This window comes from Klebsiella sp. LY (assembly GCF_004010915.1).
Classification (GTDB): domain Bacteria; phylum Pseudomonadota; class Gammaproteobacteria; order Enterobacterales; family Enterobacteriaceae; genus Klebsiella; species Klebsiella quasipneumoniae.
The window spans coordinates 226,316-252,182 of record NZ_CP022441.1 but is presented as its reverse complement, the minus strand read 5'-3'; the positions used below and the strand labels follow the sequence as shown (position 1 = coordinate 252,182).

Sequence of the window (25,867 nt, the reverse complement as noted above, 5' to 3'; positions counted from 1 at the left end):
AAGAGAAATATCAAGCATTTCGTATAAGAAATTTTATGTTAAATGATTGTTAGAAATGCCCCTTGATCGAGGCATTTTCTATAAAGAATACTAAAAACTAATTAAAGCCAACCAAGTTTCAAAACAAGGCAGTTCTCAGCAATCATATTTTTAAATTATATAACTCCCAACTGAGCTTTTGCTCCAACGATAAGGCTTTCATTTTGAGTTTCTAAGGCAAATAAACCATACATCAAAGGAGAGGCCGCTGCTCTTTCTAAAGTCTGTTCATATAGTTTATTCCAAACTTTACCCCCTAGTTTTTCATACTCGATGATTAGAGTTTTGAGGCTTTCTTCTCCAAACAAAGTTACATGCCCAGCAAAATCAATCGCTGGGTCATCTATATGGGCTGTTGACCAATCAATAACGCCTGAAACAGCTCCATCCTTTGAAGCTAGTACATGCCCAGCATATAAATCGCCATGTATAAATTGGGTGAAATCTGCCCATAGAACATCATTATCCAACCATTTTCTGTAGCGGGTTTCCAATTGCTCACTTATACCAATTTCAGATTTTACTAACTGCAAATTGTTTGCTATTTCAGGTCTTAAATCTGAAGGTTTCATAATTTTCAAATCATTTTCCCGAACTTCTTTTTCAGGAATACTATGGATTTCAAATAAGGTTTTTGCCAAAGATGTTATGTATTTCGGGCTATCTTTGTCCATATTCCAAATTATTTCATAGGTTTCAGCATCCAAATTTAAAACAGGATTATCTTTAAGTATGGGATAAGCCACTAATTCTGTAGATGAAATTCTCCAATCAGGAACCTCTACAGAAAGATGTTTTTTTACCAATTCTAAAATGCGTTTTTCTTTCTTGATTTGTTCCCTCATGCCATCACGACGAGGAATACGCAGCAACCATTGTTGCCCCTTTGTATCAAGAGCAAAAACGACCTTAAAATCAATGCCCATTTCATTGAAATTCATTTTGTCCGTAAGCAACAAGCCGTGTGCTTCAGCAAGTGATTGAATATCTTGAATTGTCATTTTTAATTTCCTTTAAAGAGTTCAATAATTAATGTTCGGATTAGATTGGCTATCATTAACAATCTCTCTCAAAAGTCTTGATGATTTTGTGGTCTTTGATCTCGTAGATAATGTCAGCAATATTATCGACCAATTGCTTGTCATGAGATACGAAGATAATAGTTCCTGCATAGGACTTCATCATTGTTTCTAATGCGGCAATACTTTTTAGGTCAAGATAGTTTCCTGGTTCATCCATAAGCAAAATATTATATTTTCCTAAAAGCATTTTGGATAAAAGCAGTTTGATGATTTCACCTCCCGATAAGTCGGATAAGTTTTTTTGAATATCATTCGCTCCGATCCCCATTGAAGCCAATACTGCACGAATTTCCGCAACTGTGTACTCGCACTCTTCCTGCATAAAGGAGAGCACAGATTTATGCGTGTTAAATTTATATCCTGTTTGTGTAAAGTAGCCAATTTCAGCTTTTGGAGATATGGTTAATCCATCAGCACGTTCTGATATCATTTTTAACAAGGACGTTTTCCCTGTTCCATTCGATCCAGTTATAGCGACTTTAGCGCCAAGCGGTATTATAAAGTTAGCGTCATCAAAGATAGTACGGCTACCAAATTTTAAGCTCAGACCATCTGCCGTAATCGGGAACTTATTGTGCAGTTCTAGGGCTGAACTTTGACGAAAACGAATAGAACGCAAATGCTCTGGTGCTTGAATATCTTCTAATGCAGCCAAACGCTTTTCCATACTCTTAGCTGCCTGATACAGTTTTCTTTGCTTGGTGCCAGTCATTTTTGCATGCCCAAGTCGTCCAGCACTTTCGGTAGAGTTTTTGGATTTTTCTCCTTTTTTCTTATTGTCTAATCGATTAGCTTGCTGGCGTTTTTCTTGCACAGCAGATTCTAATCGCTCCCGTTCCTTCATCATCAGCTCATATTCTACGGCTTGGTGTTGTCGCTCTTCTTCTTTTTGACGCAAGTAATCCGAGTAACCACCCCAATATTCCGTAATTTTACCGTCTTTTAACTCCCATATCTTGTCTACAACCATATCAAGAAAATATCGGTCATGACTGATAACAAGTAATGCTCCATCAAATGCTTTAAGTTGACCAATAAGTAGATCTATTCCATTGAGATCAAGGTGGCTGGTTGGTTCATCCGCTAGAATGCCATGTACTTGTTGGGAAAATGCGGCAGCAATTTTTGCACGAGTTTCCTCTCCGCCACTCATTGTGTCGTTTTGTACATTGGAAACACCAAGGCGAGATAACATTGCCCGGTCTTCGACCGTTTCTATTTCGATTCCGCCCAGTTGGCTGATATGTGCAAAATCACCAAAACGCTGTAATGTCGCTTCGGCTAAAACAATTTCGCCATTAAGTACTTTGAGTAAACTACTCTTTCCTGCTCCGTTATCACCCACAAGACCAATACGGTCATAAGAGTGAATTTCCAATTCATCAATATCCAAAACATCACGCCCAGCATAATCCAAGCGTATGTTTCTCGCTTTAATAATTAAACTCATTTTTATTTACTCCTGTTTAGCTCTTGAAATTTTTTATGCAGCAAACAGGATTTAGGTGAAAACAAAAGCTAGCATCACAGTGTCCTCCCAAAAAAAAAGCTATTCATCCACAGGGTGGACAAATAGCTAGTCAATTAAGTTATAACTGGAAACTATGCACTAAAAGCATACTTATAAATTAAGCATACTTTTACTTTATATATCCGCATATATTCTTAAAGACACAACAAAAGCCCACCATTATAAAATAGTGTCACTATGCAAATAGTTGTGTCTTAACGAATGCGGATAGAATGCATAAACTTACCTAAAAAATAAAATTCAGTTTTATGATAACTTTACTGTTAAAAGAAGTCTAGACAACCTGAGGGATCCCCACAAAATTTCCATTCATACAATCAGCTATCAGCCTGTTTGATTACTGCCCAGTCCCACTGAACCACCCACTGTAGTATTTGTTTAAGTCCCTGCTGATAATATTGCCTGCGTATTCGCTGTTTGGGTTCTTTGCAAAGTAATATCCCAAGGAAATTCAGGGCCAATACCCGCCTATTTTTAACGGTGTTAGCTTGATAACGCAGGTGCAAACCCGCTTTCTCCGCTGCGCTACCTAGCAGGTAATGAAACCAATTAACCAATGCGGCCAGTAGTAGCAGTATCTCTAAGCGAGATTTCTTCTTGGTACCATGCAAATCGCTACCCAGGCCATAGCGGTGACTTTTCTGATCACGGAAGCTTTCTTCAATTTGCATTCGGCTACTGTAGCACTTAGCAATTTTATCCGCATACCCATGGCAGTCAGCTAAGGATGACACCAACAACCATGGTTCCTTATACGTCTTATTTTTATCGCGTTTCAATAGCTTATAACCTTTGCCAACCAGGACGGCCTGCGTTTCATAGTGTTGTGTTTGGGCAAGCATGATTTTTCCTACACTTTTTGGATCCTTCTTCGCTTGCCGATAAAGCTGATTAACACTGATAAACTTGTCCTGCTCTGCCAATTTAAGCTTCACATTGCCTCGAACTCTAGCTACATAATGCCATCCCAGCTTACGCACTTGTTTCAGCCATGGAACTTTAAACCCCGCGTCAGTGACAATTACGGGCTTACAGTCCTTGGGTAGCATGGCTTTAAGCTGCTTTAAAAACGCCCCGTGTAGGTGTGGGCAGGTATAATCTTCTGCGGCGGCAATCTTCTGTAGCAGAGTCAACGCTCTACCGTCAGCGGCAATGCTGGCACGCAGGATAAAGTGTCGCTTGGCAGTATCGGCATTGCTCCAGTCAACCAAAATCATCGGCTTAGTTTTATGGCCAACAATAGAAGCCGTCAGCGCAGCATAAATCAATGGCAGCTCTCGTTGCAGGTTAGGATTATTGAGTAGACGATCTGCCCGTTTGATACTGACCTTATCTGAAGAGCCAGGCATCGCCCGGCCAATCGCAGTAACGGTGCAACACGCATCCTTTGCCAGGGCGGTTACCGCATCTAGCAAAACCGAAAATCGGGCTTTATGCATTGATTTTGGCGTGACAAAGGTGAGGAAATCAGCGAGCATAGCTTTTACATTCATGGTGAGCATCCGCGGTGTGGGAGTTTTGGCGAATGATCAGATCAGGAACCGCCATGAATGTTCCCCAATCAACTAACATTTTATTTTAACTACAGAATTTCTGGGGATACCTCAGGTGGTTTGCAACTCTTTGGTTTAATTGGTTTGATTTATGGGCCAATTATTTTTGCGTTAACCATGGTGCTGTTACGGCTTTATACTATTGAGTTTAAAGATTTTCTGGAACGCCAAGACAATAGCTAACAATAAGATTGTTGTACTTTAGCGCTTCGCCCTGCCCATATCGGTATACAGTGCATTTACGGGAGAAAAAACGGCTCAAACAGGAAAAAATGAAATGACTGAGTCAGCCGAGAAGAATTTCCCCGCTTATTCGCACCTTCCCTAGATTGCTTTTGAGCCATGCATGCATTTGTTTTTAACCTTCTAAACTGTAGTTGAAACCTATCTTTTCCTCAAAATATCCTCTATGTTGTCCAAGGAAAAGATAATCCAAAACTTTGGAAAAACATAGTAAGTGTTTCAGAATTGCACTTGATAAACGAAACTTCATTACTTAATAATAACTATACAGCATCTATCCGTTATAGAAGTCAGGATACACCAGTAAAAGTAACCCAGAATGAAAATGGATATATATTTGAATTTTCTGCACCACAATGGGCTCCAGCCGTTGGACAGAGTTTAGTACTTTTCCAAGAAAATGAGTGCCTTGGAGGCGGAGTTATTTCTGAAATCCACTAGTAATATATACTAACTCATTCCCTATAACCTTCGAATCAAGGATTTTTATCCAACCTTTTGTAAAAGATTCAAACCATAGCTGGTAATTCTCTTCCATTCCCTTCTCCTTTCCAGATAAAGACTTTATTGGAAAAGATATTACAAAGTTTTGAGTATGAAAAAGCTGTAGGAAATCCAAGATATTTACATCTTGCTGTTTTAGCACAGGAAGCATCTTTAAAAGGAATACTACATCATAAGTACCTTTGTAGACATCACTCTCTTTATTCAAAAACCTATACTTTATCGTCGTCTTTAACTTCCCAATAATGCTACTCAAAAAAGCTATCTCAGCTCTATCAATATCGTATGCATGATATATTATTTTTTCATTTTCATTCCATTGGTATAAAGCTAATGGATTGAAGCCACAACCAAAATCTAAAATAGATGAGACATGTTTGATATTTCCAAATACATAAGTGTAAAAGTCATTTAATGTTGCGACTCTTTCATTCGTCGAAGAATGAATCTTTAGTAAATCTTCTATTGATAACTGCCCCTGATTGTACTTTTTTAATAATTTATCCCAATTAGGATAGGCAGAATAGTAAGACCCCCATATTTGATGCAATTTCTTTTTAGAATAATTCTCAACTTCCTTTAATTTATATTTCTTCTCAGAAATGGAAACAACCTTTTCAACAATATCTGAATCAAGGTTTTCGTACTTTTTTGATTCAAGTATCTTCTTAACAACATCATTCTTATCCATTTGAAAGAACCTACAAGTTAAGTATTTGATAGGAACTGTCATTTCGGGTTTTTTGCGGTTTCGGGTCAAAATTCGGTTTTTCCCCCGAACTACGACTGTTTTCGCACCCCGAACAACTAATCCAATCAGAATTTTCCGGCAACGCCGACTCTAAGAAGTGTAATTCCAGTCCATTTCTGCCGTCAACCCCTGATTCGCGTTAATGCGACAAAGCTCAAACACATAACTCCCCCACGAAGCCATATAAACTCCGATTTCGAGGTGTTATCGGCGTTGTTGACCAAATCCGTCGCTGGATGGCCGTTCCCCAACCCGTTGATACCACTCAATTCACTGGCTGGCGAACAGGCATACCAAGCCCTATCAGCTTGTTCATCACCTTCACGCCAGCCAGGATTTCGCCCACCTGGGCGTTGTAGTTCCGCAGGCTCAGCGTTGGCCCGATGAGTTGCTTGAACCGGTACATGGCGGTCTCGGCTATCGAGCGCTGGTGATAGCCGGAGTCTTTCTTCCATTGCTTCAGTTCACCGGCCTTGAGCGCCGTCACCGCCTCGTTGCGGGGATGGCCTTCCTCCCACGGTGCCGCATTTTTTCTCGGCGGTATGGTGGCTTTCGCCCCCTTTTTCTTCAGTAGCGCATGACAGGCCTTGGTGTCATACGCACCATCGGCGCTGACCTGTTTTATCTTGCGTCGTAAGGGGTTGAGCAACGTCGGTAACACCTCGTTATCCGCCACCGTCTCCAGGCTGACTTCGGCAGCGATGACCGCATGGGTTGTGGCATCCACCGCCAAGTGGAGCTTGCGCCACACTCGTCGCTTCTCCTTGCCGTGTTTGCGAATTTTCCATTCGCCTTCGCCATAGACCTTGAGGCCGGTGGCATCAATGACCAAGTGAGCCACCGGGCCTTGGCTGGGGAGGCGGTACTTGATGTCGACGGTCTTGGCGCGCTTGCTGATACAGCTATAGTCCGGCGACTGCAAAGGCACCGCCATCAGTTGGAACAACGAGTTAATGAAGCCTTCTAGCGCCCGCAGCGGCAACTTGAACAAGCCTTTTAGCATCAGGGCCGTCTCAATGGCGGTGTCACTGTAGTGGAAACCTCTCCCTCGGCGGCCATGGTGGACCAGGCAATGCCACTGCTTAATGGCTTGTTCGTCCATCCAGGGGTATAGGAAGTATAAACCACCTTTTTGCTCCTCATCCGAAGTATCTTACCTGAAATTCCCTCACTCGTTTACCGCTCAAGCCCCAATTTTAACTGCCGGTCCAGCCTAAACCGCTCTAATAAGGTTCGATTTGGCGGTAAAATCTCTAGCCTGATAGCTCGAGAGATACAAACTGCCCCACCGCCCCGTTTAAAAGTTGGCAGTGTTGAGCAGTGTTGGATTTGGGGTCGTCAGTCAAAGAGACGACTCTGTGATGGATCGAACAGGCTGGGAGTCAGTGGCGGCGCTCGTTCTGGTGGCAGCTCACGCTGCTTGGCGGCATTCGCCTTGGCTGTTTTCTGTTTCAGATGCTTGAGAATCTGCTCAATGACCTTCGGATCTTCGATGCTGGCAATCACTTTGACGTGACCGCCGCAGTGTTCGCAGACTTCAATATCAATATTGAAGACTCGCTTGAGGCGTTGCATCCAGGTCATGGCGCGGTGGCGCTCTGCAGGACTCTTGTCACGCCAGTTAGTATCGAGACCTTCCGATTTGTCGGGCTTCTTGCCCCGCTTGGCGGGTGTTACTTGAACTCGGTGTTTGCTGTTCGGTGCAAAGACGCCGTGGAAGCGTGTGAGGTTGACTCGCGGCTTAGGTACCAACGCAGCGAGTTTGGCGATGAAGTCCAGCGGCTCGAAGATCACATGGGTGGTGCCATTGCGGTACGGAGTTTTGAGCTCGTAACGCACCTGCCCATTGGCGGTTAATGCCAGACGTTTTTCTGAAACCGCTGGCCGACTAATGTAGCGACACAAGCGCTCAAGCTTATCCCGCTGATGCGCTTCGGCCATCACACCGGCGTGTAGCGAGAAACCAGCATGGTTGGCTACTCGACTGCTTGAGTCGGCTTTATCCTCACGCCCTGGCAAGGTTTGCAGGGTGAAGACTTTGCGCCCTTGCTGGGGGCCGACGGCAATGCGATACGTAACCGAAGCACCATGTAATTGAGTCAGCGTATCGTCTTCGCCCTCTTCCAGTGTCAACCACGTATTCTCGGCATCACGCTCCAAAATCCCACGCTTTTCCATGCAGCGAGCGATGCGATGGCTGAGGGTGTGAGCGAGCGTATTCAGCTCATCGTAAGTGGGTGCCTTGACACGATGGAAGCGTTGCTTGCCATAGTCATCTTCGGCATAGACACCATCGAGAAACAGCATGTGGTAGTGGACATTGAGATTTAGCGCGGAGCCAAAGCGTTGGATAAGAGTCACTGAGCCAGTTTGTGCAGAGGCTTTGGTGTAACCGGCTTTTTTGATCAGATGAGTTGAGAGTGTACGATAGACGATACTCAAGACCTGGCCCATCAGCTGGGGATGGCGAGCCAGCAAAAAGCGTAGCTGGAAAGGAAAGCTGAGCACCCACTGGCGAATGGGCTCCTTGGGGAAGACTTCGTCTATCAGCAGCGCCGCACTCTCGGCCATCCGGCGGGCACCGCAGCTAGGGCAAAAGCCGCGTCGTTTACAGCTGAAGGCGACCAGACGCTCGTGATGACAATCCTCGCAGCGAACCCGCATGAAACCATACTCCAGACGGCCACATTGGAGGAGGTCGTTGAATTCTTGTTGGATGTAGCGAGGCAGGTGTTGACCTTGGGCTTCGAGTGAGGCTTTGAAGGCTGGGTAGTGCTGCTCAACCAGCTGGTAGAGCAGCGTCTGGTCGGGTTGGTGGCGTTCGTAACCGTTTGTTTGAGTGGGCGATTGACTCGCCGTGGCGTTCCTTGCCAGCGACATGGGTATCCTCCGCTGATACTGTGGTTATGTACAGTATCAGCGGCTTGCGTTCAGACGTCCAGTCTGGCCCTAGACATCGCTAAATGCTTAACCCGCAATAGCCCTCACGAGTTGTTATCAGCCACTACCGGTTGAGCGAGAAGGTTTTGGGTTCAGGGTGCTATTGCTCCACCAATCACAATACTGAAGCCCCAACTGTTATCAGTTGGGGCTTTTTCTTGTCTGTTTGCGGCGGTTGCGTTTTATCGGTAGTCGTCGAGCTCTGCACCATCCCACATAAGAGCTTAACGGTGCGATCTTCAACGCCATCACACAAAACTTTCTTTTTCACGCACAGTCAACTTATTGGATGTTTTATTAACAACCCAAAAGGAGATATTTAGCGGGCGGCCGGAAGGTGAATGCTAGGCATGATCTAACCCTCGGTCTCTGGCGTCGCGACTGCGAAATTTCGCGAGGGTTTCCGAGAAGGTGATTGCGCTTCGCAGATCTCCAGGCGCGTGGGTGCGGACGTAGTCAGCGCCATTGCCGATCGCGTGAAGTTCCGCCGCAAGGCTCGCTGGACCCAGATCCTTTACAGGAAGGCCAACGGTGGCGCCCAAGAAGGATTTCCGCGACACCGAGACCAATAGCGGAAGCCCCAACGCCGACTTCAGCTTTTGAAGGTTCGACAGCACGTGCAGCGATGTTTCCGGTGCGGGGCTCAAGAAAAATCCCATCCCCGGATCGAGGATGAGCCGGTCGGCAGCGACCCCGCTCCGTCGCAAGGCGGAAACCCGCGCCTCGAAGAACCGCACAATCTCGTCGAGCGCGTCTTCGGGTCGAAGGTGACCGGTGCGGGTGGCGATGCCATCCCGCTGCGCTGAGTGCATAACCACCAGCCTGCAGTCCGCCTCAGCAATATCGGGATAGAGCGCAGGGTCAGGAAATCCTTGGATATCGTTCAGGTAGCCCACGCCGCGCTTGAGCGCATAGCGCTGGGTTTCCGGTTGGAAGCTGTCGATTGAAACACGGTGCATCTGATCGGACAGGGCGTCTAAGAGCGGCGCAATACGTCTGATCTCATCGGCCGGCGATACAGGCCTCGCGTCCGGATGGCTGGCGGCCGGTCCGACATCCACGACGTCTGATCCGACTCGCAGCATTTCGATCGCCGCGGTGACAGCGCCGGCGGGGTCTAGCCGCCGGCTCTCATCGAAGAAGGAGTCCTCGGTGAGATTCAGAATGCCGAACACCGTCACCATGGCGTCGGCCTCCGCAGCGACTTCCACGATGGGGATCGGGCGAGCAAAAAGGCAGCAATTATGAGCCCCATACCTACAAAGCCCCACGCATCAAGCTTTTGCCCATGAAGCAACCAGGCAATGGCTGTAATTATGACGACGCCGAGTCCCGACCAGACTGCATAAGCAACACCGACAGGGATGGATTTCAGAACCAGAGAAAGAAAATAAAATGCGATGCCATAACCGATTATGACAACGGCGGAAGGGGCAAGCTTAGTAAAGCCCTCGCTAGATTTTAATGCGGATGTTGCGATTACTTCGCCAACTATTGCGATAACAAGAAAAAGCCAGCCTTTCATGATATATCTCCCAATTTGTGTAGGGCTTATTATGCACGCTTAAAAATAATAAAAGCAGACTTGACCTGATAGTTTGGCTGTGAGCAATTATGTGCTTAGTGCATCTAACGCATAGTTAGGCATCAGATGCCCTCGGCGCGGGTCGATGCACTTTTCGCACATGCCGCTCAACGCAAGATTCTCTCAATCGTTGCTTTGGCATATCGAACGAACGCGGCCGTCTCTTCGACGCGCATTGCTAGGTCGTCGTCCTCGCTACCCAGGTACGCCGCGCGTGCCTTGCAGATGAGGGGCCGATGCTCGGCAGGCAAACGCTCCGATACCCATGCGGCAGCAACGTCCTTAGGAGCAATGAGACCAGTTGAAGCGCTGTACCAAATGCGAGCAAGAGCAAGAACGACGTTCCGCTCGTCACCCTTCCAATCCGACTCTGCATTCCACTGGGCAATAGTGTCGAAAAGCGCCTTGGAGAAATGCTCCTTCGGCACCGGCTCGAAAAACGTGGCTGCGGATGGGCCTAGAAGCGCAAGGCTGTGTTGCCTCGCCTTGGTCAGCAAAATCGCAAGATCGTGATCCAGAACGGCAGGCTCGAACGTTCCGGAAAGGATGTCGTGGCGGAGCCACTCACCGAACTGAAGCTCACGCCGCGCCGGATAGCGCCAAGGCACTACTTCGCTTCGAGCGACAACAGTTAGCTCCAGCGGTCGCCATGTTCCGCCATCGCCTGGCGGTGATGAGACTTTCAGCAAATCGAGCATTAGCGCCTGCCGGAGCGAATCGTTAGGTGCGGCGCTGACGGTCACGAGCAAGTCTATGTCGCTGTCCGGCTTCAGCCCTCCATCGATCGCAGATCCGAACAGGTGGATTGTGTCCAGTGTCGCAGCCAGATGGCGCTCGATCACCGCGCGAGCGTGGGACAGCTGCTTGAAAACTTGTGCAGGGAAAAATTCACCCATGATGCCTAACGTGCTAGGTCAGCGGCGGTCGAAGGCCGTCCGCTGGAGCGGTGGGTTGGGCGTCTGCTTCGCGGCCAAGTAGCTCCACAAGGGTGAAGTGCGCGATTCGTTCGGCACCGGCCATGAAGAACCCCTCCTGGCCCACGCGTAGCCACTGCCGCAGATCTTGTCGGTACTCCGGCTGGTCGAACAACACCCACATAGTGGCGGTTCCACATTCCAGCGGTTCATCAGTCTCCGGAATGGGTTCGCGCCCCACTGACTCGAACTCCGGCCAAATAGACCACTGTCGAGTCTGGTCGTCGTCGGCCGCCCAATGCACGTTGCAGCGCATGTGTTGAAAGAGGCGCTGACGCGCCGGCAGCCGCTTATACGCGACTCTAAAGTCCGGAGCCCTTCCCGTTTTTTCGGTGTAGCTGCTCATGACGTTCAACGCCTGGCACAGCGGATCGCAAACCTGGCGCGGCTTTTGGTACAAAAGGCGTGACAGGTTTGCGAATCCGTTGCTGCCACTTGTTAACCCTTTTGCCAGATTTGGTAACTATAATTTATGTTAGAGGCGAAGTCTTGGGTAAAAACTGGCCTAAAATTGCTGGGGATTTCAGGAAAGTAAACATCACCTTCCGGCTCGATGTCTATTGTAGATATATGTAGTGTATCTACTTGATCGATCAGGCTTTTGTATATCTCCCCACCACCTGAAACAATGACATGATCCGTTATTTTCTTTAGGTTGGTTAAAGCATCTTTAATTGATGGAAAGATCACTACGTTCTCATTGTCAGATGTAAAACTTGAACGTGTTACGACCGCATACTTTCGGTTGGGTAATGCTCCCATTGATTCAAAAGTCTTGCGTCCAACCAACAGCCATTGGTTATAGGTAATAGCTTTAAACAGGAGCTGTTCACCTTTGGCACTCCATGGAATATCAGGGCCATTCCCGATAACTCCATTCTTCGATATAGCTACCATTAGTGATAGTTTCACAATTCTTCCTCAGAGGTTAACGCCCGCGGTAAGCCGCGCCGGAGTGCGAAGCACGGAGGGCACCCACAAGCGAAGCTTGTGGGCGTCGGCTTGACCAACTGGTTAGGCCGAGCCCAACGCCGAAGAAACGGCGATTGGAGGCGGCCACGGTTTTAACCGCGCAGCCACTGCGCGCGGCACGAAGGCGGCAGCTTTTGGCCCGCGGCCAATTTGTTCCGCAGGCAGCGAGAGGTTGACGCGAACAGCCCTGCCCTGACATTTTCTTCCTTACGCCGAACCGACTTTGGCAAGCCAGGATCAGCGGTGTTGCTTGATGCTCGATTGAACCATATTTGCACGGCAGCAAAGCTGCGGCCTAACTTTGTTTTAGGGCGACTGCCCTGCTGCGTAACATCGTTGCTGCTCCATAACATCAAACATCGACCCACGGCGTAACGCGCTTGCTGCTTGGATGCCCGAGGCATAGACTGTACAAAAAAACAGTCATAACAAGCCATGAAAACCGCCACTGCGCCGTTACCACCGCTGCGTTCGGTCAAGGTTCTGGACCAGTTGCGTGAGCGCATACGCTACTTGCATTACAGCTTACGAACCGAACAGGCTTATGTCCACTGGGTTCGTGCCTTCATCCGTTTCCACGGTGTGCGTCACCCGGCAACCTTGGGCAGCAGCGAAGTCGAGGCATTTCTGTCCTGGCTGGCGAACGAGCGCAAGGTTTCGGTCTCCACGCATCGTCAGGCATTGGCGGCCTTGCTGTTCTTCTACGGCAAGGTGCTGTGCACGGATCTGCCCTGGCTTCAGGAGATCGGAAGACCTCGGCCGTCGCGGCGCTTGCCGGTGGTGCTGACCCCGGATGAAGTGGTTCGCATCCTCGGTTTTCTGGAAGGCGAGCATCGTTTGTTCGCCCAGCTTCTGTATGGAACGGGCATGCGGATCAGTGAGGGTTTGCAACTGCGGGTCAAGGATCTGGATTTCGATCACGGCACGATCATCGTGCGGGAGGGCAAGGGCTCCAAGGATCGGGCCTTGATGTTACCCGAGAGCTTGGCACCCAGCCTGCGCGAGCAGCTGTCGCGTGCACGGGCATGGTGGCTGAAGGACCAGGCCGAGGGCCGCAGCGGCGTTGCGCTTCCCGACGCCCTTGAGCGGAAGTATCCGCGCGCCGGGCATTCCTGGCCGTGGTTCTGGGTTTTTGCGCAGCACACGCATTCGACCGATCCACGGAGCGGTGTCGTGCGTCGCCATCACATGTATGACCAGACCTTTCAGCGCGCCTTCAAACGTGCCGTAGAACAAGCAGGCATCACGAAGCCCGCCACACCGCACACCCTCCGCCACTCGTTCGCGACGGCCTTGCTCCGCAGCGGTTACGACATTCGAACCGTGCAGGATCTGCTCGGCCATTCCGACGTCTCTACGACGATGATTTACACGCATGTGCTGAAAGTTGGCGGTGCCGGAGTGCGCTCACCGCTTGATGCGCTGCCGCCCCTCACTAGTGAGAGGTAGGGCAGCGCAAGTCAATCCTGGCGGATTCACTACCCCTGCGCGAAGGCCATCGGTGCCGCATCGAACGGCCGGTTGCGGAAAGTCCTCCCTGCGTCCGCTGATGGCCGGCAGCAGCCCGTCGTTGCCTGATGGATCCAACCCCTCCGCTGCTATAGTGCAGTCGGCTTCTGACGTTCAGTGCAGCCGTCTTCTGAAAACGACACCATGTGCAAACGATGTCAGAATAGAGTTAAATTTCCTATTGATTGACATATTCCGTCAAAGGTAATAGATTTCATCCTGACACTTTTGCCTTTGGAGGCATCTTGCAAGGTCAACGCATCGGCTATGTCCGCGTCAGCAGCTTCGACCAGAACCCGGAACGGCAATTGGAGGGTGTTCAGGTGGCGCGGGTGTTCACCGACAAGGCTTCTGGCAAGGACACCCAGCGTCCCGAGCTGGAAAGGCTGCTGGCCTTCGTCCGCGAGGGCGACACCGTGGTGGTGCATAGCATGGACAGGCTGGCACGCAACCTTGATGACCTGCGCCGCATCGTCCAAGGGCTGACACAACGGGGCGTGCGCATGGAGTTCGTCAAAGAAGGGCTGAAGTTCACCGGCGAGGACTCACCGATGGCCAATCTGATGCTGTCGGTCATGGGAGCCTTCGCTGAGTTCGAGCGCGCCCTGATCCGCGAACGTCAGCGCGAGGGAATCGTGCTGGCCAAGCAGCGCGGTGCCTACCGGGGACGAAAGAAATCGCTGAACAGCGAACAAATTGCCGAGTTGAAACGGCGAGTTGCGGCAGGCGACCAAAAAACCTTGGTGGCCCGTGACTTCGGCATCAGCCGCGAAACCTTGTACCAGTACCTGCGGGAAGACTGACCATGCCACGCCGCTCAATCCTGTCCGCCACCGAGCGCGAAAGCCTGCTGGCACTGCCAGATGCCAAAGACGAACTGATACGGCACTACACGTTCAACGAAACCGACCTGTCGGTGATCCGTCAGCGTCGCGGCGCCGCGAATCGATTGGGCTTCGCTGTGCAGCTTTGCTACTTGCGATTCCCTGGCACCTTTTTGGGCGTCGATGAGCCTCCGTTTCCGCCCCTGTTGCGCATGGTGGCCGCGCAACTCAAGATGCCAGTGGAAAGTTGGAGCGAGTACGGCCAGCGCGAACAGACACGGCGGGAGCACTTGGTCGAGCTGCAAACGGTTTTTGGGTTCAAGCCCTTCACCATGAGCCACTATCGGCAAGCCGTGCATACATTGACCGAGCTGGCCTTGCAGACCGACAAAGGCATCGTGCTGGCGAGCGCACTTGTCGAGAATCTGCGGCGGCAGAGCATTATCCTGCCCGCCATGAATGCCATCGAGCGCGCAAGCGCCGAGGCCATCACCCGTGCCAACCGACGCATTTACGCGGCGCTGACCGATTCTTTGTTATCACCCCACCGTCAGCGCCTGGACGAACTTCTCAAGCGCAAGGACGGCAGTAAAGTGACGTGGCTGGCATGGCTGCGCCAGTCGCCTGCCAAACCGAACTCTCGCCACATGCTCGAACATATTGAGCGCCTGAAATCCTGGCAAGCACTTGATCTGCCCGCAGGCATCGAGCGGCAGGTTCACCAGAACCGCCTGCTCAAAATCGCTCGTGAAGGTGGCCAGATGACGCCTGCTGATCTGGCAAAGTTCGAGGTGCAACGACGCTATGCCACGCTGGTAGCGCTGGCCATCGAAGGCATGGCCACCGTCACCGATGAAATCATCGACCTTCACGATCGCATCATCGGCAAGCTGTTCAACGCGGCCAAGAACAAGCATCAGCAGCAGTTCCAGGCTTCCGGCAAGGCGATCAACGACAAGGTGCGGATGTATGGGCGCATCGGTCAAGCGTTGATTGAGGCCAAGCAAAGCGGCAGCGATCCGTTCGCCGCCATCGAGGCCGTTATGCCCTGGGACACCTTCGCCGCCAGCGTCACCGAAGCGCAAACATTGGCGCGGCCTGCCGACTTTGATTTCCTGCACCACATCGGTGAAAGCTATGCCACGCTACGCCGCTACGCGCCGCAGTTCCTGGGCGTGCTCAAATTGCGGGCTGCGCCCGCCGCCAAGGGTGTGCTCGATGCCATCGACATGCTGCGCGGCATGAACAGCGACAGCGCGCGCAAGGTGCCCGCCGATGCGCCAACCGCATTCATCAAGCCGCGCTGGGCAAAGCTGGTTCTGACCGACGACGGCATCGACCGGCGTTACTACGAGTTATGCGCCCTGTCGGAGCTGAAGAACGCGCTGCGCTCCGGTGATGTCTGGGTGCAGGGTTCTCGCCAGTTCAAGGACTTCGACGAATACCTGGTGCCGGTCGAGAAGTTCGCCACTTTGAAGCTGGCCAGCGAATTGCCGCTGGCAGTGGCCACCGACTGCGACCAATACCTGCATGACCGGTTGGAATTGTTGGAGGCGCAACTCGCCACAGTCAACCGCATGGCTGCGGCCAACGACTTACCGGATGCCATCATCACCACCGCGTCAGGCCTGAAGATCACGCCGCTGGACGCGGCAGTACCAGACGCCGCGCAAGCCATGATCGACCAGACAGCTATGCTGCTGCCGCACCTCAAAATCACCGAGTTGCTGATGGAGGTCGATGAATGGACGGGCTTCACCCGCCACTTCACACACCTGAAGACCAGCGACACGGCCAAGGACAAAACCTTGCTGTTGACGACGATCCTGGCCGACGCGATCAACCTGGGTCTGACCAAAATGGCCGAGTCCTGCCCTGGCACCACCTACGCCAAGCTGTCTTGGCTGCAAGCCTGGCACATCCGCGATGAAACCTATTCGACGGCGCTGGCCGAGCTGGTGAATGCGCAGTTTCGGCAACCCTTCGCCGGCAACTGGGGTGACGGCACCACGTCATCGTCGGACGGCCAGAACTTCAGAACCGGCAGCAAAGCAGAAAGCACTGGTCATATCAACCCGAAGTATGGAAGCAGTCCAGGACGGACTTTCTACACCCATATCTCCGACCAGTACGCGCCCTTCAGTGCCAAGGTGGTCAACGTGGGCATTCGTGATTCAACTTACGTGCTTGATGGCCTGCTGTACCACGAGTCGGACTTGCGCATCGAGGAACACTACACCGACACGGCAGGCTTCACCGATCACGTGTTTGGCTTGATGCATTTGCTGGGATTTCGCTTCGCGCCGCGTATCCGTGACTTGGGCGAAACCAAGCTATTCATCCCCAAGGGCGATGCCGCCTATGACGCGCTCAAGCCGATGATTAGCAGCGACAGGCTGAACATCAAGCAAATACGCGCCCATTGGGATGAAATTCTGCGGCTGGCCACCTCCATCAAGCAAGGCACGGTAACGGCTTCGCTGATGCTGCGCAAACTCGGCAGCTACCCGCGCCAGAACGGCTTGGCCGTGGCGTTGCGCGAGCTGGGGCGCATCGAGCGCACGCTGTTCATTTTGGATTGGCTGCAAAGCGTGGAGCTGCGCCGCCGCGTCCATGCGGGGCTGAATAAGGGCGAGGCGCGCAACGCGCTGGCCAGGGCGGTCTTCTTCTACCGATTGGGTGAAATCCGCGACCGCAGTTTTGAGCAGCAGCGCTACCGGGCCAGCGGCCTCAATCTGGTGACGGCGGCCATCGTGTTGTGGAACACGGTATATCTGGAGCGTGCCACCAGTGCTTTGCGTGGCAACGGCACGGCGCTGGACGACACATTGTTGCAATATCTGTCGCCGCTGGGGTGGGAGCACATCAACCTGACCGGCGATTACCTATGGCGCAGCAGCGCCAAGGTCGGTGCGGGGAAGTTTAGGCCATTGCGACCGCTGCCACCGGCTTAGCGTGCTTTATTTAATGAGATGGTCACTCCCTCCTTCCCAGTACTATGCTGAGGACAGGCTTTCATTCGGAGAACCATCATGGAAAACATTGCGCTTATTGGTATCGATCTGGGTAAGAACTCTTTCCATATTCATTGTCAGGATCATCGTGGGAAGGCCGTTTACCGTAAAAAATTCACCCGACCAAAGCTAATCGAATTTCTGGCGACATGCCCGGCAACAACCATCGCGATGGAAGCCTGTGGCGGTTCTCACTTTATGGCACGCAAGCTGGCAGAGTTAGGGCATTTTCCAAAGCTGATATCACCGCAATTTGTCCGCCCATTCGTTAAAAGCAACAAAAATGACTTCGTTGATGCTGAAGCTATCTGTGAAGCAGCATCACGTCCATCTATGCGTTTCGTGCAGCCCAGAACCGAATCTCAGCAGGCAATGCGAGCTCTGCATCGTGTCCGTGAATCCCTGGTTCAGGATAAGGTGAAAACAACTAATCAGATGCATGCTTTTCTGCTGGAATTTGGTATCAGCGTTCCGCGAGGTGCTGCCGTTATTAGTCGACTGAGTACCCTTCTTGAGGACAGTAGTTTGCCTCTTTATCTCAGCCAGTTACTGCTGAAATTACAACAGCATTATCACTATCTTGTTGAGCAGATTAAAGATCTGGAATCTCAGTTGAAACGAAAGTTGGACGAAGATGAGGTTGGACAGCGCTTGCTGAGTATTCCCTGCGTTGGAACGCTGACTGCCAGTACTATTTCAACTGAGATTGGCGACGGGAAGCAGTACGCCAGCAGCCGTGACTTTGCGGCGGCAACAGGGCTGGTACCCCGACAGTACAGCACGGGAGGTCGGACGACATTGTTAGGGATTAGCAAGCGGGGCAACAAAAAGATCCGAACTTTGTTGGTTCAGTGTGCCAGGGTATTCATACAAAAACTGGAACACCAGTCTGGCAAGTTGGCCGACTGGGTCAGGGAGTTGTTGTGTCGGAAAAGCAACTTTGTCGTCACCTGTGCTCTGGCAAACAAGCTGGCCAGAATAGCCTGGGCACTGACGGCGCGACAGCAAACTTACGAAGCATAAAGGCAGAAATACACCAGTTTAAACAATCATTCATCTGGTTTTGCGAATACTGATATTGATGATACTAACGGCCCACCGGCCTGTTGAGGAACCTGTAAAACGGAAAGGCTCATTGAAGCCGTATATTTTCTGGAGGTTCATCAGGCGCGGAACTCATCGAGGCGCGGGAATAAAATCCCATTCAGACGCCGGATAGATTCAAGCAAGCCAACTTGTCGTCAAAATCGGTGTTGCAAAAACGGGAGTGACCATAGATTCCGTTTTCTGAGACGACCCCTTTCAGCACAATCGGAAAAAGAGAAGCGTGAGAACAGCCGGGTATTCACATTCAGAGAGACCGGATTTCTGAAAATTTATCCATGGTTCGTTTTTTATCGATACGTGCCTGCCGCCACGCCTGAAAGTCCGGGCGTGTTTCAGCCATCCTGACGACCTCGACAGAGAAAACCTTATATTTGCCCTGCTGCTGGGGCGAGCCAAGCCAGCGGCGAATGGCGGCGTCTGTCCACAGACAGGAGTTCTTAAGCCTGTAGACGGTGATCCATTTTTCTGACCATGCATCAAATCTCTGGCAACGCAGCTGATACCGTCGCTCTTCTTCCCGTCTTTTCCAGTCGCTGTCTGCAGCAAACTTTCGGTGACCAACAAAAATCCCCTGGACTTTGCCCATGTCCTGCCTCCCCCGGAATGTTGTCATTATCAACGGTATCAGGTCAGAGCCGTAACGGCCAGCAGTGCCAGGCAGAATACACCGGACGGCATCTTACCCGGAGAGGTGTCTACTGTATGCGACAAAGTGGTCAACCCCGGAGATGGCCATCTCCACAATTTCTGAATGTCAGCATGACCATCAGTGATAATACAGCAAACGTAAGACAACATACCTCCCGCCCTGCAAAGCATTTGCTCCGCAGCACCACGCTCTGCGTGGGTCACGACTGTGCACATTATCGACATATTCTTTTTTTCTTTTTTTTTATTTTTTCTCTTTTTTTCACCCGCGCGGGGAGGGCGGCCTGGCACCGTAAAGGGCCTAAGGCCTAGAGGCATGTTGTCTTACGATTGGGTGCGGTTGTCGGCCACTCCCTTTTCGATGATTGTTTCGCCTGAACTCACGCTTTAACATCCATCGCTGGTGGCCCGCCGTCACGGCGAAATTTCTAACTGAGCGAGGTTTGTGTGAGCAACAGAGGCAGAGAAGACAGCGTTACCGATGTGTTTAAATCTCAGGTGCGGAATGCATGCCGTGAACACGGAATGAGTGATCTCATTGCCTCACTGAACGGCCGCGACCGGGATTTTAATGCCGATACCCTGTTCGGAGTATGCGACCGGTTCTTCCTGGTCGAGATGAAATCGTACAACCGTAATGTTCGTGATGAGGCCAAAAAACCTGCTGTCTGCCTTCTCTGCAATGGATTACAGAGAAACTCTCAGGTCCGTCGCTGGCACAAAGCATGTCACTTCATCATGTGGGGGCGTGTTGTTAAGGATTCGCTTGAAACCCGTTTCACCATCTACCAGGACAGTGTATGTCGGGATTCTGTCCTTCCGAACTGCAGTGGTCTCGGGGAGCCTCCTGAACCAACCATCTATCGGGGGGAAGACCTGGCAAGGGGAGCAGCTTTAGGTACAGCAGGCTTATCAAAACCAGATTTTTTCCATTACCTGTGGTGGCTGTTAAATGGCAGGGCTGTAGATGTAGACGAATTTAAAATCGCGCCCGGTAGCAGGTTAGGTTTCAGTTTGTTTGGTACATCGGATACAACTGGTTCGGTAATCAGTAAAACGTTCAGCACTTACGGTGAACTTGAAATGTGGGCTGACGAGGCATTAAGACGATTACTCAGCACCAGGAGATAACCATCTGAAGATATTGCGCCGGTGTGATCCACGTTTTTGCTGTCGGATACAGTAGACCTTATCCGTGCTTCAGCCAGCTCACGCGATTTAGCGTCAGATTCATTAAACCCGGGTCTGCGGTACCACCGGTTATTTTGCGTCTGATGCCACAACAGCGTCTCCTTTGGTCCTGGACATTATACCTGCTTCACCCTCCCCCCCATTTTCAGTCAGCATGATATCTGCAGACTGTACTTCTCTACCGGCGATGCGTGGTTTAAACATTTCTGCGATCCCCTGATTATTTTGGAGTTATCCACCGGATAGAATAATTAATTAAGATTAATGAGGTTTATACAAAGAACAACAAAGGATAAAAAAGATTAGCGATCGGCTTAGCCCTTTATTCATGCGGCTTTCAGGGGTTCTGTATCATCGCTGGCGGGTAGCTCATCAACGCTGGAGGGCAAATGCTCAACGCTGGAGGGTCAGTAATCAACGCTGGCGGGTTGTTTATCAACGCTGGCGGGTTGTAACTATCAACGCTAGCGGGTATTCTCCATAAGTATCCACAAGCGGGGCTTTTCTCACAATGAACAGTGAAAACAATCAATTACCGTTAATTATCACTGAAATGGAAAAAAGTACGGGCGAAGTTATACAGCTGATCCCCAACTCGAAACAAAGCATCCAACCTAAATCGCTTCTGCGACTGGGTGTATTTGTTCCGACCCTGAAAGATGGCTCTGATTCCATGTCCAGAGGACATCACATCGACGCCACCAGGGAGTTGTGCAGAATGTCCTCTCTCTCCGGAGAAGGTTACGAGAAGATCAGCATTTTCGGCCCGCGCCTTGATATGGATACTGATTTTAAGGTCTGGTTAGGGATTGTGGATTCACTGACCAATAAGTACCTGGAAAAGGACGGCACTGTACGAATGAATTTCATTGATTTTGCATGCAGCTGCGGACTGGCGACAAAGCGTGTCGACTCCCGGTTACGCAAGCGATTCAGTGACTCTCTGACGCGAATTCAGCATACGCATTTCCAGTTTATAAAGCCGTCTTCGGTTGAAGGCAAAAAAATCAAAATTGATATGAGTCTGGTCTCTACCTCTTACTATGATGAGGGAACCGATGAGGTCATCATCAGGCCAAACCCGGACCTGAACACCCTCTACCAGGTCGATGGTAAAACCAGGCTATACCTTAAAATTCTGAAAACCCTGGCACGAAAAGAGTCAGCACAGGCGCTGTACCTGTACCTTGTGGAGTTACCGGATAACTTCTATCGCATTGGCTTTGACCGACTAAGGGAACGGCTGCAACTCACTGCACACAAAGGCTCTCAGAATGCCACCATCAAACGGGCACTGGAGCAACTGGAAGAAGCTGGCTTCCTGAAGTATTCGATCGAGAAATCCCGTGGCGATTATGTGCTTGTCATTCTAAACAGAAATAAGAAAATAGCCTGACTACTCCCGCTCTTAGCTGGCTACCACATACATCCCTTCTTCTCGTGCCCCCCGCACAGATCTGATATCAGGTGGCAATCAGCCACCAGCGTTGATACCCGTGGGCGTTACAGGCCCCGTTTACCCGCCAGCGATGATATCTGTGGTCGCTTCAGGCCCGGTTTACCCGCCAGCGATGATACCCGTGGCCGCTTCAGGCCCCGTTTACCCACCAGCGATGATATCTGTGGTCGCTTCAGTACCCGCCAGCGTTGATACCCGTGGGCGTTACAGGCCCCGTTTACCCGCCAGCGATGATATCTGTGGTCGCTTCAGGCCCGGTTTACCCGCCAGCGATGATACCCGTGGCCGCTTCAGGCCCCGTTTACCCACCAGCGATGATACCCGTGGGCGTTACAGGCCTCGTTTACCCGCCAGCGGTGATACCCGTGGGCGTTACAGGCCCGGTTTACCCGCCAGCGATGATACCCGTGGCCGCTTCAGGCCCCGTTTACCCGCCAGCGATGATACCCGTGGGCGATGCAGAACCGGTTTACCCGCCAGCGGTGATACCCGTGGGCGTTACAGGCCCGGTTTACCCGCCAGCGATGATATCCGTGGCCGCTGCAGAGCCGGTTTACCCGCCAGCGATGATATCCGTGGCCGCTGCAGAGCCGGTTTACCCGTCAACGATGATATCTGCGGCCGATGCAGAACCGGTTTACCCGCCAGCGGTGATATCCATGGGTGTTACAGGCCCCGTTTACCCGCCAGCGGTGATACCCGTGGGCGTTACAGGCCCCGTTTACCCGCCAGCGGTGATACCCGTGGGCGTTACAGGCCCCATTTACCCGCCAGCGGTGATAACTTTAGGTTAAGTACTTGACAGAAAGGGGGGAAATGTCTGAGCGACCGTTTTACTTGTTCCGGTCATTGAGGAGAAACCAGTCATGAAAAGCCTGTTTGTCATCAAAGCCAGGCATGTTATGGATAGACATGTTCCAGTTGATTATTTTGACGATGAACCCTATGAATGCCAGTTCAGCATCATTCAGTTCACCATCACCTCTTTTACGTAAAAAAAAGTCGTACCAACGTTCGTAAGCCGGGACATTGATAGATTCTGAAGCCTCAAGCAGGCGTGGGATAAAATATACCAGCTCATCAAACGCTTTACTTCCTGGAGGTATATCGGCACGGCTTAAGCTACAGAGAAGGTTTATAGTGCACCTTAAATGATGCCACTGCAGAGACGGTGACGACGGTAATACATTCATGCTTATCGGCAATTCATGCGGGATCAGCGCAAGAAGCTGATTACCGCTGCTGGTGAACTCCCTCTTGTACTGGTGTAAGGCTTCAGGCTTAACCCTTTTCATCATTGGATGGTAGATCCATTTTTTCGCTTCCTCAGAAACGAAAAGTAACTTTTCTACCGCATCCATCAGCTTTATGCCTTGTCCCTTCTCCCGGTATGGAGCGACGATGCTTTCTATTCGAACCGCGTCTATCTCAACCAGCGCCAGCTGGCCGGTCTGGGCTAACAGGTCTGGATTTGGCTGGATGTCCTCAGCGGTATCATTGATGAAGATCCCGATAGTTGTGTCATTACACTGTCCGATAAGGTCAGCATTCAGCCCGCATACAATCCCACCAGCGGTGATGTTTTTCAGTGTGACAACACCTTTTTCCTTACCGTGCAAAAGGTGTGGAAGAGCCAGGAATTTTTTCTCCTGTATCTTCATCTGAATGTATTTTTTGAAATGTTGTAAGGTCAGTTCACTGCAAACGCCTTTAACATCCGTGGAGTGGCTGAAATGCCATTTTTTACTTTGTCCCTGTCTGGCTATCAGTGACGTGCCACAGATGAGGCAAATACAGTTGCACGAAAGACCATTTTCAACACTGGCAATATCAACAATTTGATTGGTGTCCTTATCAAAACCAAATGGGATCCACTTTCGTGCATTGCGTTTCATGTTGGCTCCTCGTTTTATGCAGATAAAATATTCTACATCAACTGGTTTACTCAAACCGGAGATAACATGATTAACTAAAGAATTATTTAAATATCATCAGGGATTAGACTCCATACAGAAGCAGGTATTTTGTCATATATTTTTTTCATATAAATTTCAGCTCTTCGGTGGTCATACGCACCATTCAGACTGGTAATTTCGTTTATTGCGCCGCCTTCATCATTTAATTTATCCAGGATACGTTCGAAAACTTTATCAAGGGTTTCTGTTGTGCTGCATTTTCTGAACTTCAGAAGATAAACTTCTCTGAGGTTGCTTTCAGCTTTAGGGCTTTTCAACAACGTTGCTCCAGGACATGTTTAGAACTCTCAATATGCTCGAAACAATAAATGAATCCCCACAGACTGGCAAGTCAGGTATTTATGGTTTTTTGTGATTGTTCCTGGCTTTGAACAAAAATACTGTTAGTATACTGTTTATAAAACCAGTACTGTTAAAAGACATGAGATCTTCCATGACAGATAAAACTAAGCTGATAGCCCTTTCTCGTCCCGATGACATGAGCGCACTGGATGCGCTTAAGCTGTTACGTTTCCGACGCTACAACACGGCAAGAAGCCAGTTAAGGACCACCCGTGTCTGGTCGTCATGGTGTGCCAAAAATGGCCTGACGCCCTTCCCTGTGACGGCTGTTGATGTTGAGCGTTATATCAACGGGCTGAATGGTTCCGTCAAAATGGCGACCATTTCTCATTTCATTGCGTGCCTTTCGAGTGTTAACGGGAGCCTCGGGTTCCCTGACTTCCGCAACGTTCTTATTAAGGCGCTTGTCCAGGTCTGGCGGGCGCGGGAAAATGAGAAAAAAGTGATTACCGGTCAGGCGCTCCCCTTTATGGTTGCAGACCTTAATATACTCCGTCGGGCCCTTCAGAAGAGCGACGACATCAGGGATATCCGCGATCTGGCTATGATCTGGGTTGGTTTTGAAACGCTGCTGCGCAACGTGGAAATCCGGAGGATTAAAACCGGTGACCTCAAATGGCAAAATGACAATGACTGTTACCTTCTGGATGTAATGCGGACCAAAACAAGCCTGTCGAGCAACCTGACGTTTCAACTTTCGCCACAGTGCAGCCGACACGTCAGGCGACTGATTGAAACGGTGGAGTATACGGATACAGAAACCTTCGGGAACCGTTACCTGTTTCAACCTGTCAACGTCCATACAAACCGGTATTTTCCGGCCACCAGCAGTAAGCTGTCCAGAGGCAAATCTATAGATAACATGCTCCTGAAGGCTGGCTTCAATCAGTCGTTGCTCACTCAGCTGCAGAAGGACTCACAGGTCACACGAGAGGATGTCGGTATTCTGTCCTCCAATTCACTGAACCAGGCATTTTCGCGCCTGTGGGATATAGCCGGTAAAGTGGGTGATAACCGGCAGTCTGGCCGGTACATTAAGTGGACAGGGCACAGTGTGCGAGTCGGGGGGGCTATTGAACTGTTCAGGGACGGATACACTCTGGAGAAAATTACGGAGATGGGGAACTGGTCTGATCCGAAAATGGTTTTCCGGTATATCAGGGCATACCTTGCCAGTGAAAAAGCCATGGTGAGCTTTATGCGCAATCATCTTGACGATATATAACCATAGCCCGGGGATGCCTGTAAACAGGTGTTAACGTGCTATGGGGTTAATGAAACGTCGTTAAATATTAATCTCCTTTAAACCGGTTAATACAAAATTACCTTTTTCAGATAGAGTGTCGAAGTCATTCAGACTGAACTCATGGGTATGAAACCAGACAACACGACACGTAGGACAGGTAACCGGTAATTCATCTTCGCCTATTTTCTCGCAATTATGGATAATTTCACCCTGCTCATTCCTGTCGATATTATAACCACTTGTGCAGAGTGTTTCATACCCATGTGCACCTGTGACAATATGAGTGGCTGTTCTTTCTTTAACCTCTCCATTTATTTTTATCTGTTCGCGGGTGGTAATTGTTCGTTTATTGTTCACTGTGCCTCCTGAACGAATGT

The 25,867-nt window shown here is 50.2% G+C and carries 23 protein-coding genes and 1 pseudogene; 9 read left to right on the top strand and 15 right to left on the bottom strand.

The annotated features are described in order from the left end of the window. Positions 1-155: 155 nt before the first annotated feature. The 3 genes from CE636_RS01445 to CE636_RS01435 all read right to left on the bottom strand — a co-directional run bounded on the left by CE636_RS01445 (position 156) and on the right by CE636_RS01435 (position 4,154). On the bottom strand, positions 156-1,040 hold the full coding sequence (locus CE636_RS01445; RefSeq protein ID WP_000155092.1) for an Mph(E) family macrolide 2'-phosphotransferase: 885 nt from the start codon (positions 1,038-1,040) through the stop codon (positions 156-158). Positions 1,041-1,095: 55 nt separating this feature from the next. Next, positions 1,096-2,571: an ABC-F type ribosomal protection protein Msr(E) gene (msr(E), locus tag CE636_RS01440; protein ID WP_000052512.1), complete on the bottom strand. Its 1,476-nt coding sequence runs from the start codon at positions 2,569-2,571 to the stop codon at positions 1,096-1,098. A 398-nt stretch (positions 2,572-2,969) separates the two neighbouring features. Beyond that, positions 2,970-4,154 (bottom strand): IS4-like element ISEc29 family transposase, encoded by a 1,185-nt coding sequence (locus CE636_RS01435; RefSeq protein WP_002001451.1) that lies wholly within the window; start codon positions 4,152-4,154, stop codon positions 2,970-2,972. Between the two features lie 48 nt (positions 4,155-4,202). Between CE636_RS01435 and CE636_RS01430 the strand changes: the two genes are divergently transcribed. Beyond that, positions 4,203-4,388 (top strand): hypothetical protein, encoded by a 186-nt coding sequence (locus tag CE636_RS01430; protein WP_002026779.1) that lies wholly within the window; start codon positions 4,203-4,205, stop codon positions 4,386-4,388. A gap of 285 nt (positions 4,389-4,673) precedes the next feature. Then, positions 4,674-4,889, top strand: coding sequence for an aminomethyltransferase beta-barrel domain-containing protein (locus CE636_RS29625; RefSeq protein WP_071547994.1), 216 nt, complete (start codon positions 4,674-4,676; stop codon positions 4,887-4,889). Here CE636_RS29625 and armA read toward each other — a convergent pair. From armA to dfrA1, 8 genes and pseudogenes are all read right to left on the bottom strand, one after another. Then, positions 4,870-5,643, bottom strand: a complete 774-nt coding sequence (armA, locus tag CE636_RS01420; RefSeq protein WP_000359986.1) for a 16S rRNA (guanine(1405)-N(7))-methyltransferase ArmA — start codon at positions 5,641-5,643, stop codon at positions 4,870-4,872. The genes CE636_RS29625 and armA overlap by 20 nt on opposite strands. 325 nt (positions 5,644-5,968) lie before the next feature. Then, positions 5,969-6,808 (bottom strand): annotated as a pseudogene (locus CE636_RS01410) (IS5 family transposase); the annotation flags it as partial. A gap of 233 nt (positions 6,809-7,041) precedes the next feature. Continuing rightward, entirely contained in the window at positions 7,042-8,583 is a 1,542-nt protein-coding gene (locus tag CE636_RS01405; RefSeq protein ID WP_000050481.1) for an IS91-like element ISCR1 family transposase, read from the bottom strand. 404 nt (positions 8,584-8,987) lie between these two features. Then, the gene (gene sul1 / locus CE636_RS01400; RefSeq protein ID WP_000259031.1) at positions 8,988-9,827 is read right to left on the bottom strand and encodes a sulfonamide-resistant dihydropteroate synthase Sul1; all 840 of its coding nucleotides are present in this window, start codon (positions 9,825-9,827) and stop codon (positions 8,988-8,990) included. Then, on the bottom strand, positions 9,821-10,168 hold the full coding sequence (locus CE636_RS01395) for a quaternary ammonium compound efflux SMR transporter QacE delta 1 (protein WP_000679427.1): 348 nt from the start codon (positions 10,166-10,168) through the stop codon (positions 9,821-9,823). Before CE636_RS01395 ends, sul1 begins: the two co-directional genes overlap by 7 nt. Before the next feature lie 167 nt (positions 10,169-10,335). Then, positions 10,336-11,124, bottom strand: a complete 789-nt coding sequence (locus CE636_RS01390) for an ANT(3'')-Ia family aminoglycoside nucleotidyltransferase AadA5 (RefSeq protein WP_000503573.1) — start codon at positions 11,122-11,124, stop codon at positions 10,336-10,338. 13 nt (positions 11,125-11,137) lie between these two features. Next, positions 11,138-11,548, bottom strand: a complete 411-nt coding sequence (locus tag CE636_RS01385; protein ID WP_017901443.1) for a hypothetical protein — start codon at positions 11,546-11,548, stop codon at positions 11,138-11,140. Between the two features lie 92 nt (positions 11,549-11,640). Continuing rightward, positions 11,641-12,114, bottom strand: a complete 474-nt coding sequence (gene dfrA1 / locus CE636_RS01380; RefSeq protein ID WP_000777555.1) for a trimethoprim-resistant dihydrofolate reductase DfrA1 — start codon at positions 12,112-12,114, stop codon at positions 11,641-11,643. Between the two features lie 495 nt (positions 12,115-12,609). On the opposite strand from dfrA1, the gene intI1 reads away from it, so the two are divergent. The 4 genes from intI1 (at position 12,610) to CE636_RS01355 (ending at position 18,544) form a co-directional block, all read left to right on the top strand. Further along, positions 12,610-13,623 (top strand): class 1 integron integrase IntI1, encoded by a 1,014-nt coding sequence (intI1, locus tag CE636_RS01375; protein ID WP_000845048.1) that lies wholly within the window; start codon positions 12,610-12,612, stop codon positions 13,621-13,623. 305 nt (positions 13,624-13,928) lie between these two features. Then, positions 13,929-14,486, top strand: coding sequence for a recombinase family protein (locus tag CE636_RS01365; protein WP_001162012.1), 558 nt, complete (start codon positions 13,929-13,931; stop codon positions 14,484-14,486). 2 nt (positions 14,487-14,488) lie between these two features. Continuing rightward, the gene (locus tag CE636_RS01360) at positions 14,489-17,461 is read left to right on the top strand and encodes a Tn3 family transposase (RefSeq protein WP_001138073.1); all 2,973 of its coding nucleotides are present in this window, start codon (positions 14,489-14,491) and stop codon (positions 17,459-17,461) included. Positions 17,462-17,539: 78 nt separating this feature from the next. Beyond that, positions 17,540-18,544 carry an IS110-like element IS5075 family transposase gene (locus CE636_RS01355; RefSeq protein WP_000427614.1) on the top strand — a complete coding sequence of 335 codons (1,005 nt, stop codon included), beginning with the start codon at positions 17,540-17,542 and terminating at the stop codon, positions 18,542-18,544. 328 nt (positions 18,545-18,872) lie between these two features. Here CE636_RS01355 and CE636_RS01350 read toward each other — a convergent pair whose 3' ends face one another. Further along, positions 18,873-19,214 (bottom strand): hypothetical protein, encoded by a 342-nt coding sequence (locus tag CE636_RS01350; RefSeq protein ID WP_014839931.1) that lies wholly within the window; start codon positions 19,212-19,214, stop codon positions 18,873-18,875. A gap of 587 nt (positions 19,215-19,801) precedes the next feature. Between CE636_RS01350 and CE636_RS01345 the strand changes: the two genes are divergently transcribed. Then, positions 19,802-20,407, top strand: a complete 606-nt coding sequence (locus tag CE636_RS01345; RefSeq protein WP_017900953.1) for a hypothetical protein — start codon at positions 19,802-19,804, stop codon at positions 20,405-20,407. Positions 20,408-20,978: 571 nt separating this feature from the next. Next, on the top strand, positions 20,979-21,863 hold the full coding sequence (locus CE636_RS01340) for a RepB family plasmid replication initiator protein (RefSeq protein ID WP_014839932.1): 885 nt from the start codon (positions 20,979-20,981) through the stop codon (positions 21,861-21,863). An 896-nt stretch (positions 21,864-22,759) separates the two neighbouring features. Here CE636_RS01340 and CE636_RS01335 read toward each other — a convergent pair. Next, positions 22,760-23,821 (bottom strand): hypothetical protein, encoded by a 1,062-nt coding sequence (locus CE636_RS01335; RefSeq protein ID WP_017900676.1) that lies wholly within the window; start codon positions 23,819-23,821, stop codon positions 22,760-22,762. Positions 23,822-23,907: 86 nt separating this feature from the next. After that, on the bottom strand, positions 23,908-24,162 hold the full coding sequence (locus CE636_RS01330; RefSeq protein WP_017900677.1) for an Hha/YmoA family nucleoid-associated regulatory protein: 255 nt from the start codon (positions 24,160-24,162) through the stop codon (positions 23,908-23,910). Between the two features lie 173 nt (positions 24,163-24,335). On the opposite strand from CE636_RS01330, the gene CE636_RS01325 reads away from it, so the two are divergent. Beyond that, on the top strand, positions 24,336-25,469 hold the full coding sequence (locus CE636_RS01325) for a tyrosine-type recombinase/integrase (protein WP_014839933.1): 1,134 nt from the start codon (positions 24,336-24,338) through the stop codon (positions 25,467-25,469). A 60-nt stretch (positions 25,470-25,529) separates the two neighbouring features. Here CE636_RS01325 and CE636_RS01320 read toward each other — a convergent pair whose 3' ends face one another. Beyond that, a complete protein-coding gene (locus tag CE636_RS01320) occupies positions 25,530-25,847 on the bottom strand; it encodes a hypothetical protein (protein WP_024266348.1) in 318 nt (105 codons plus the stop codon). Between the last annotated feature and the right edge of the window lie 20 nt (positions 25,848-25,867).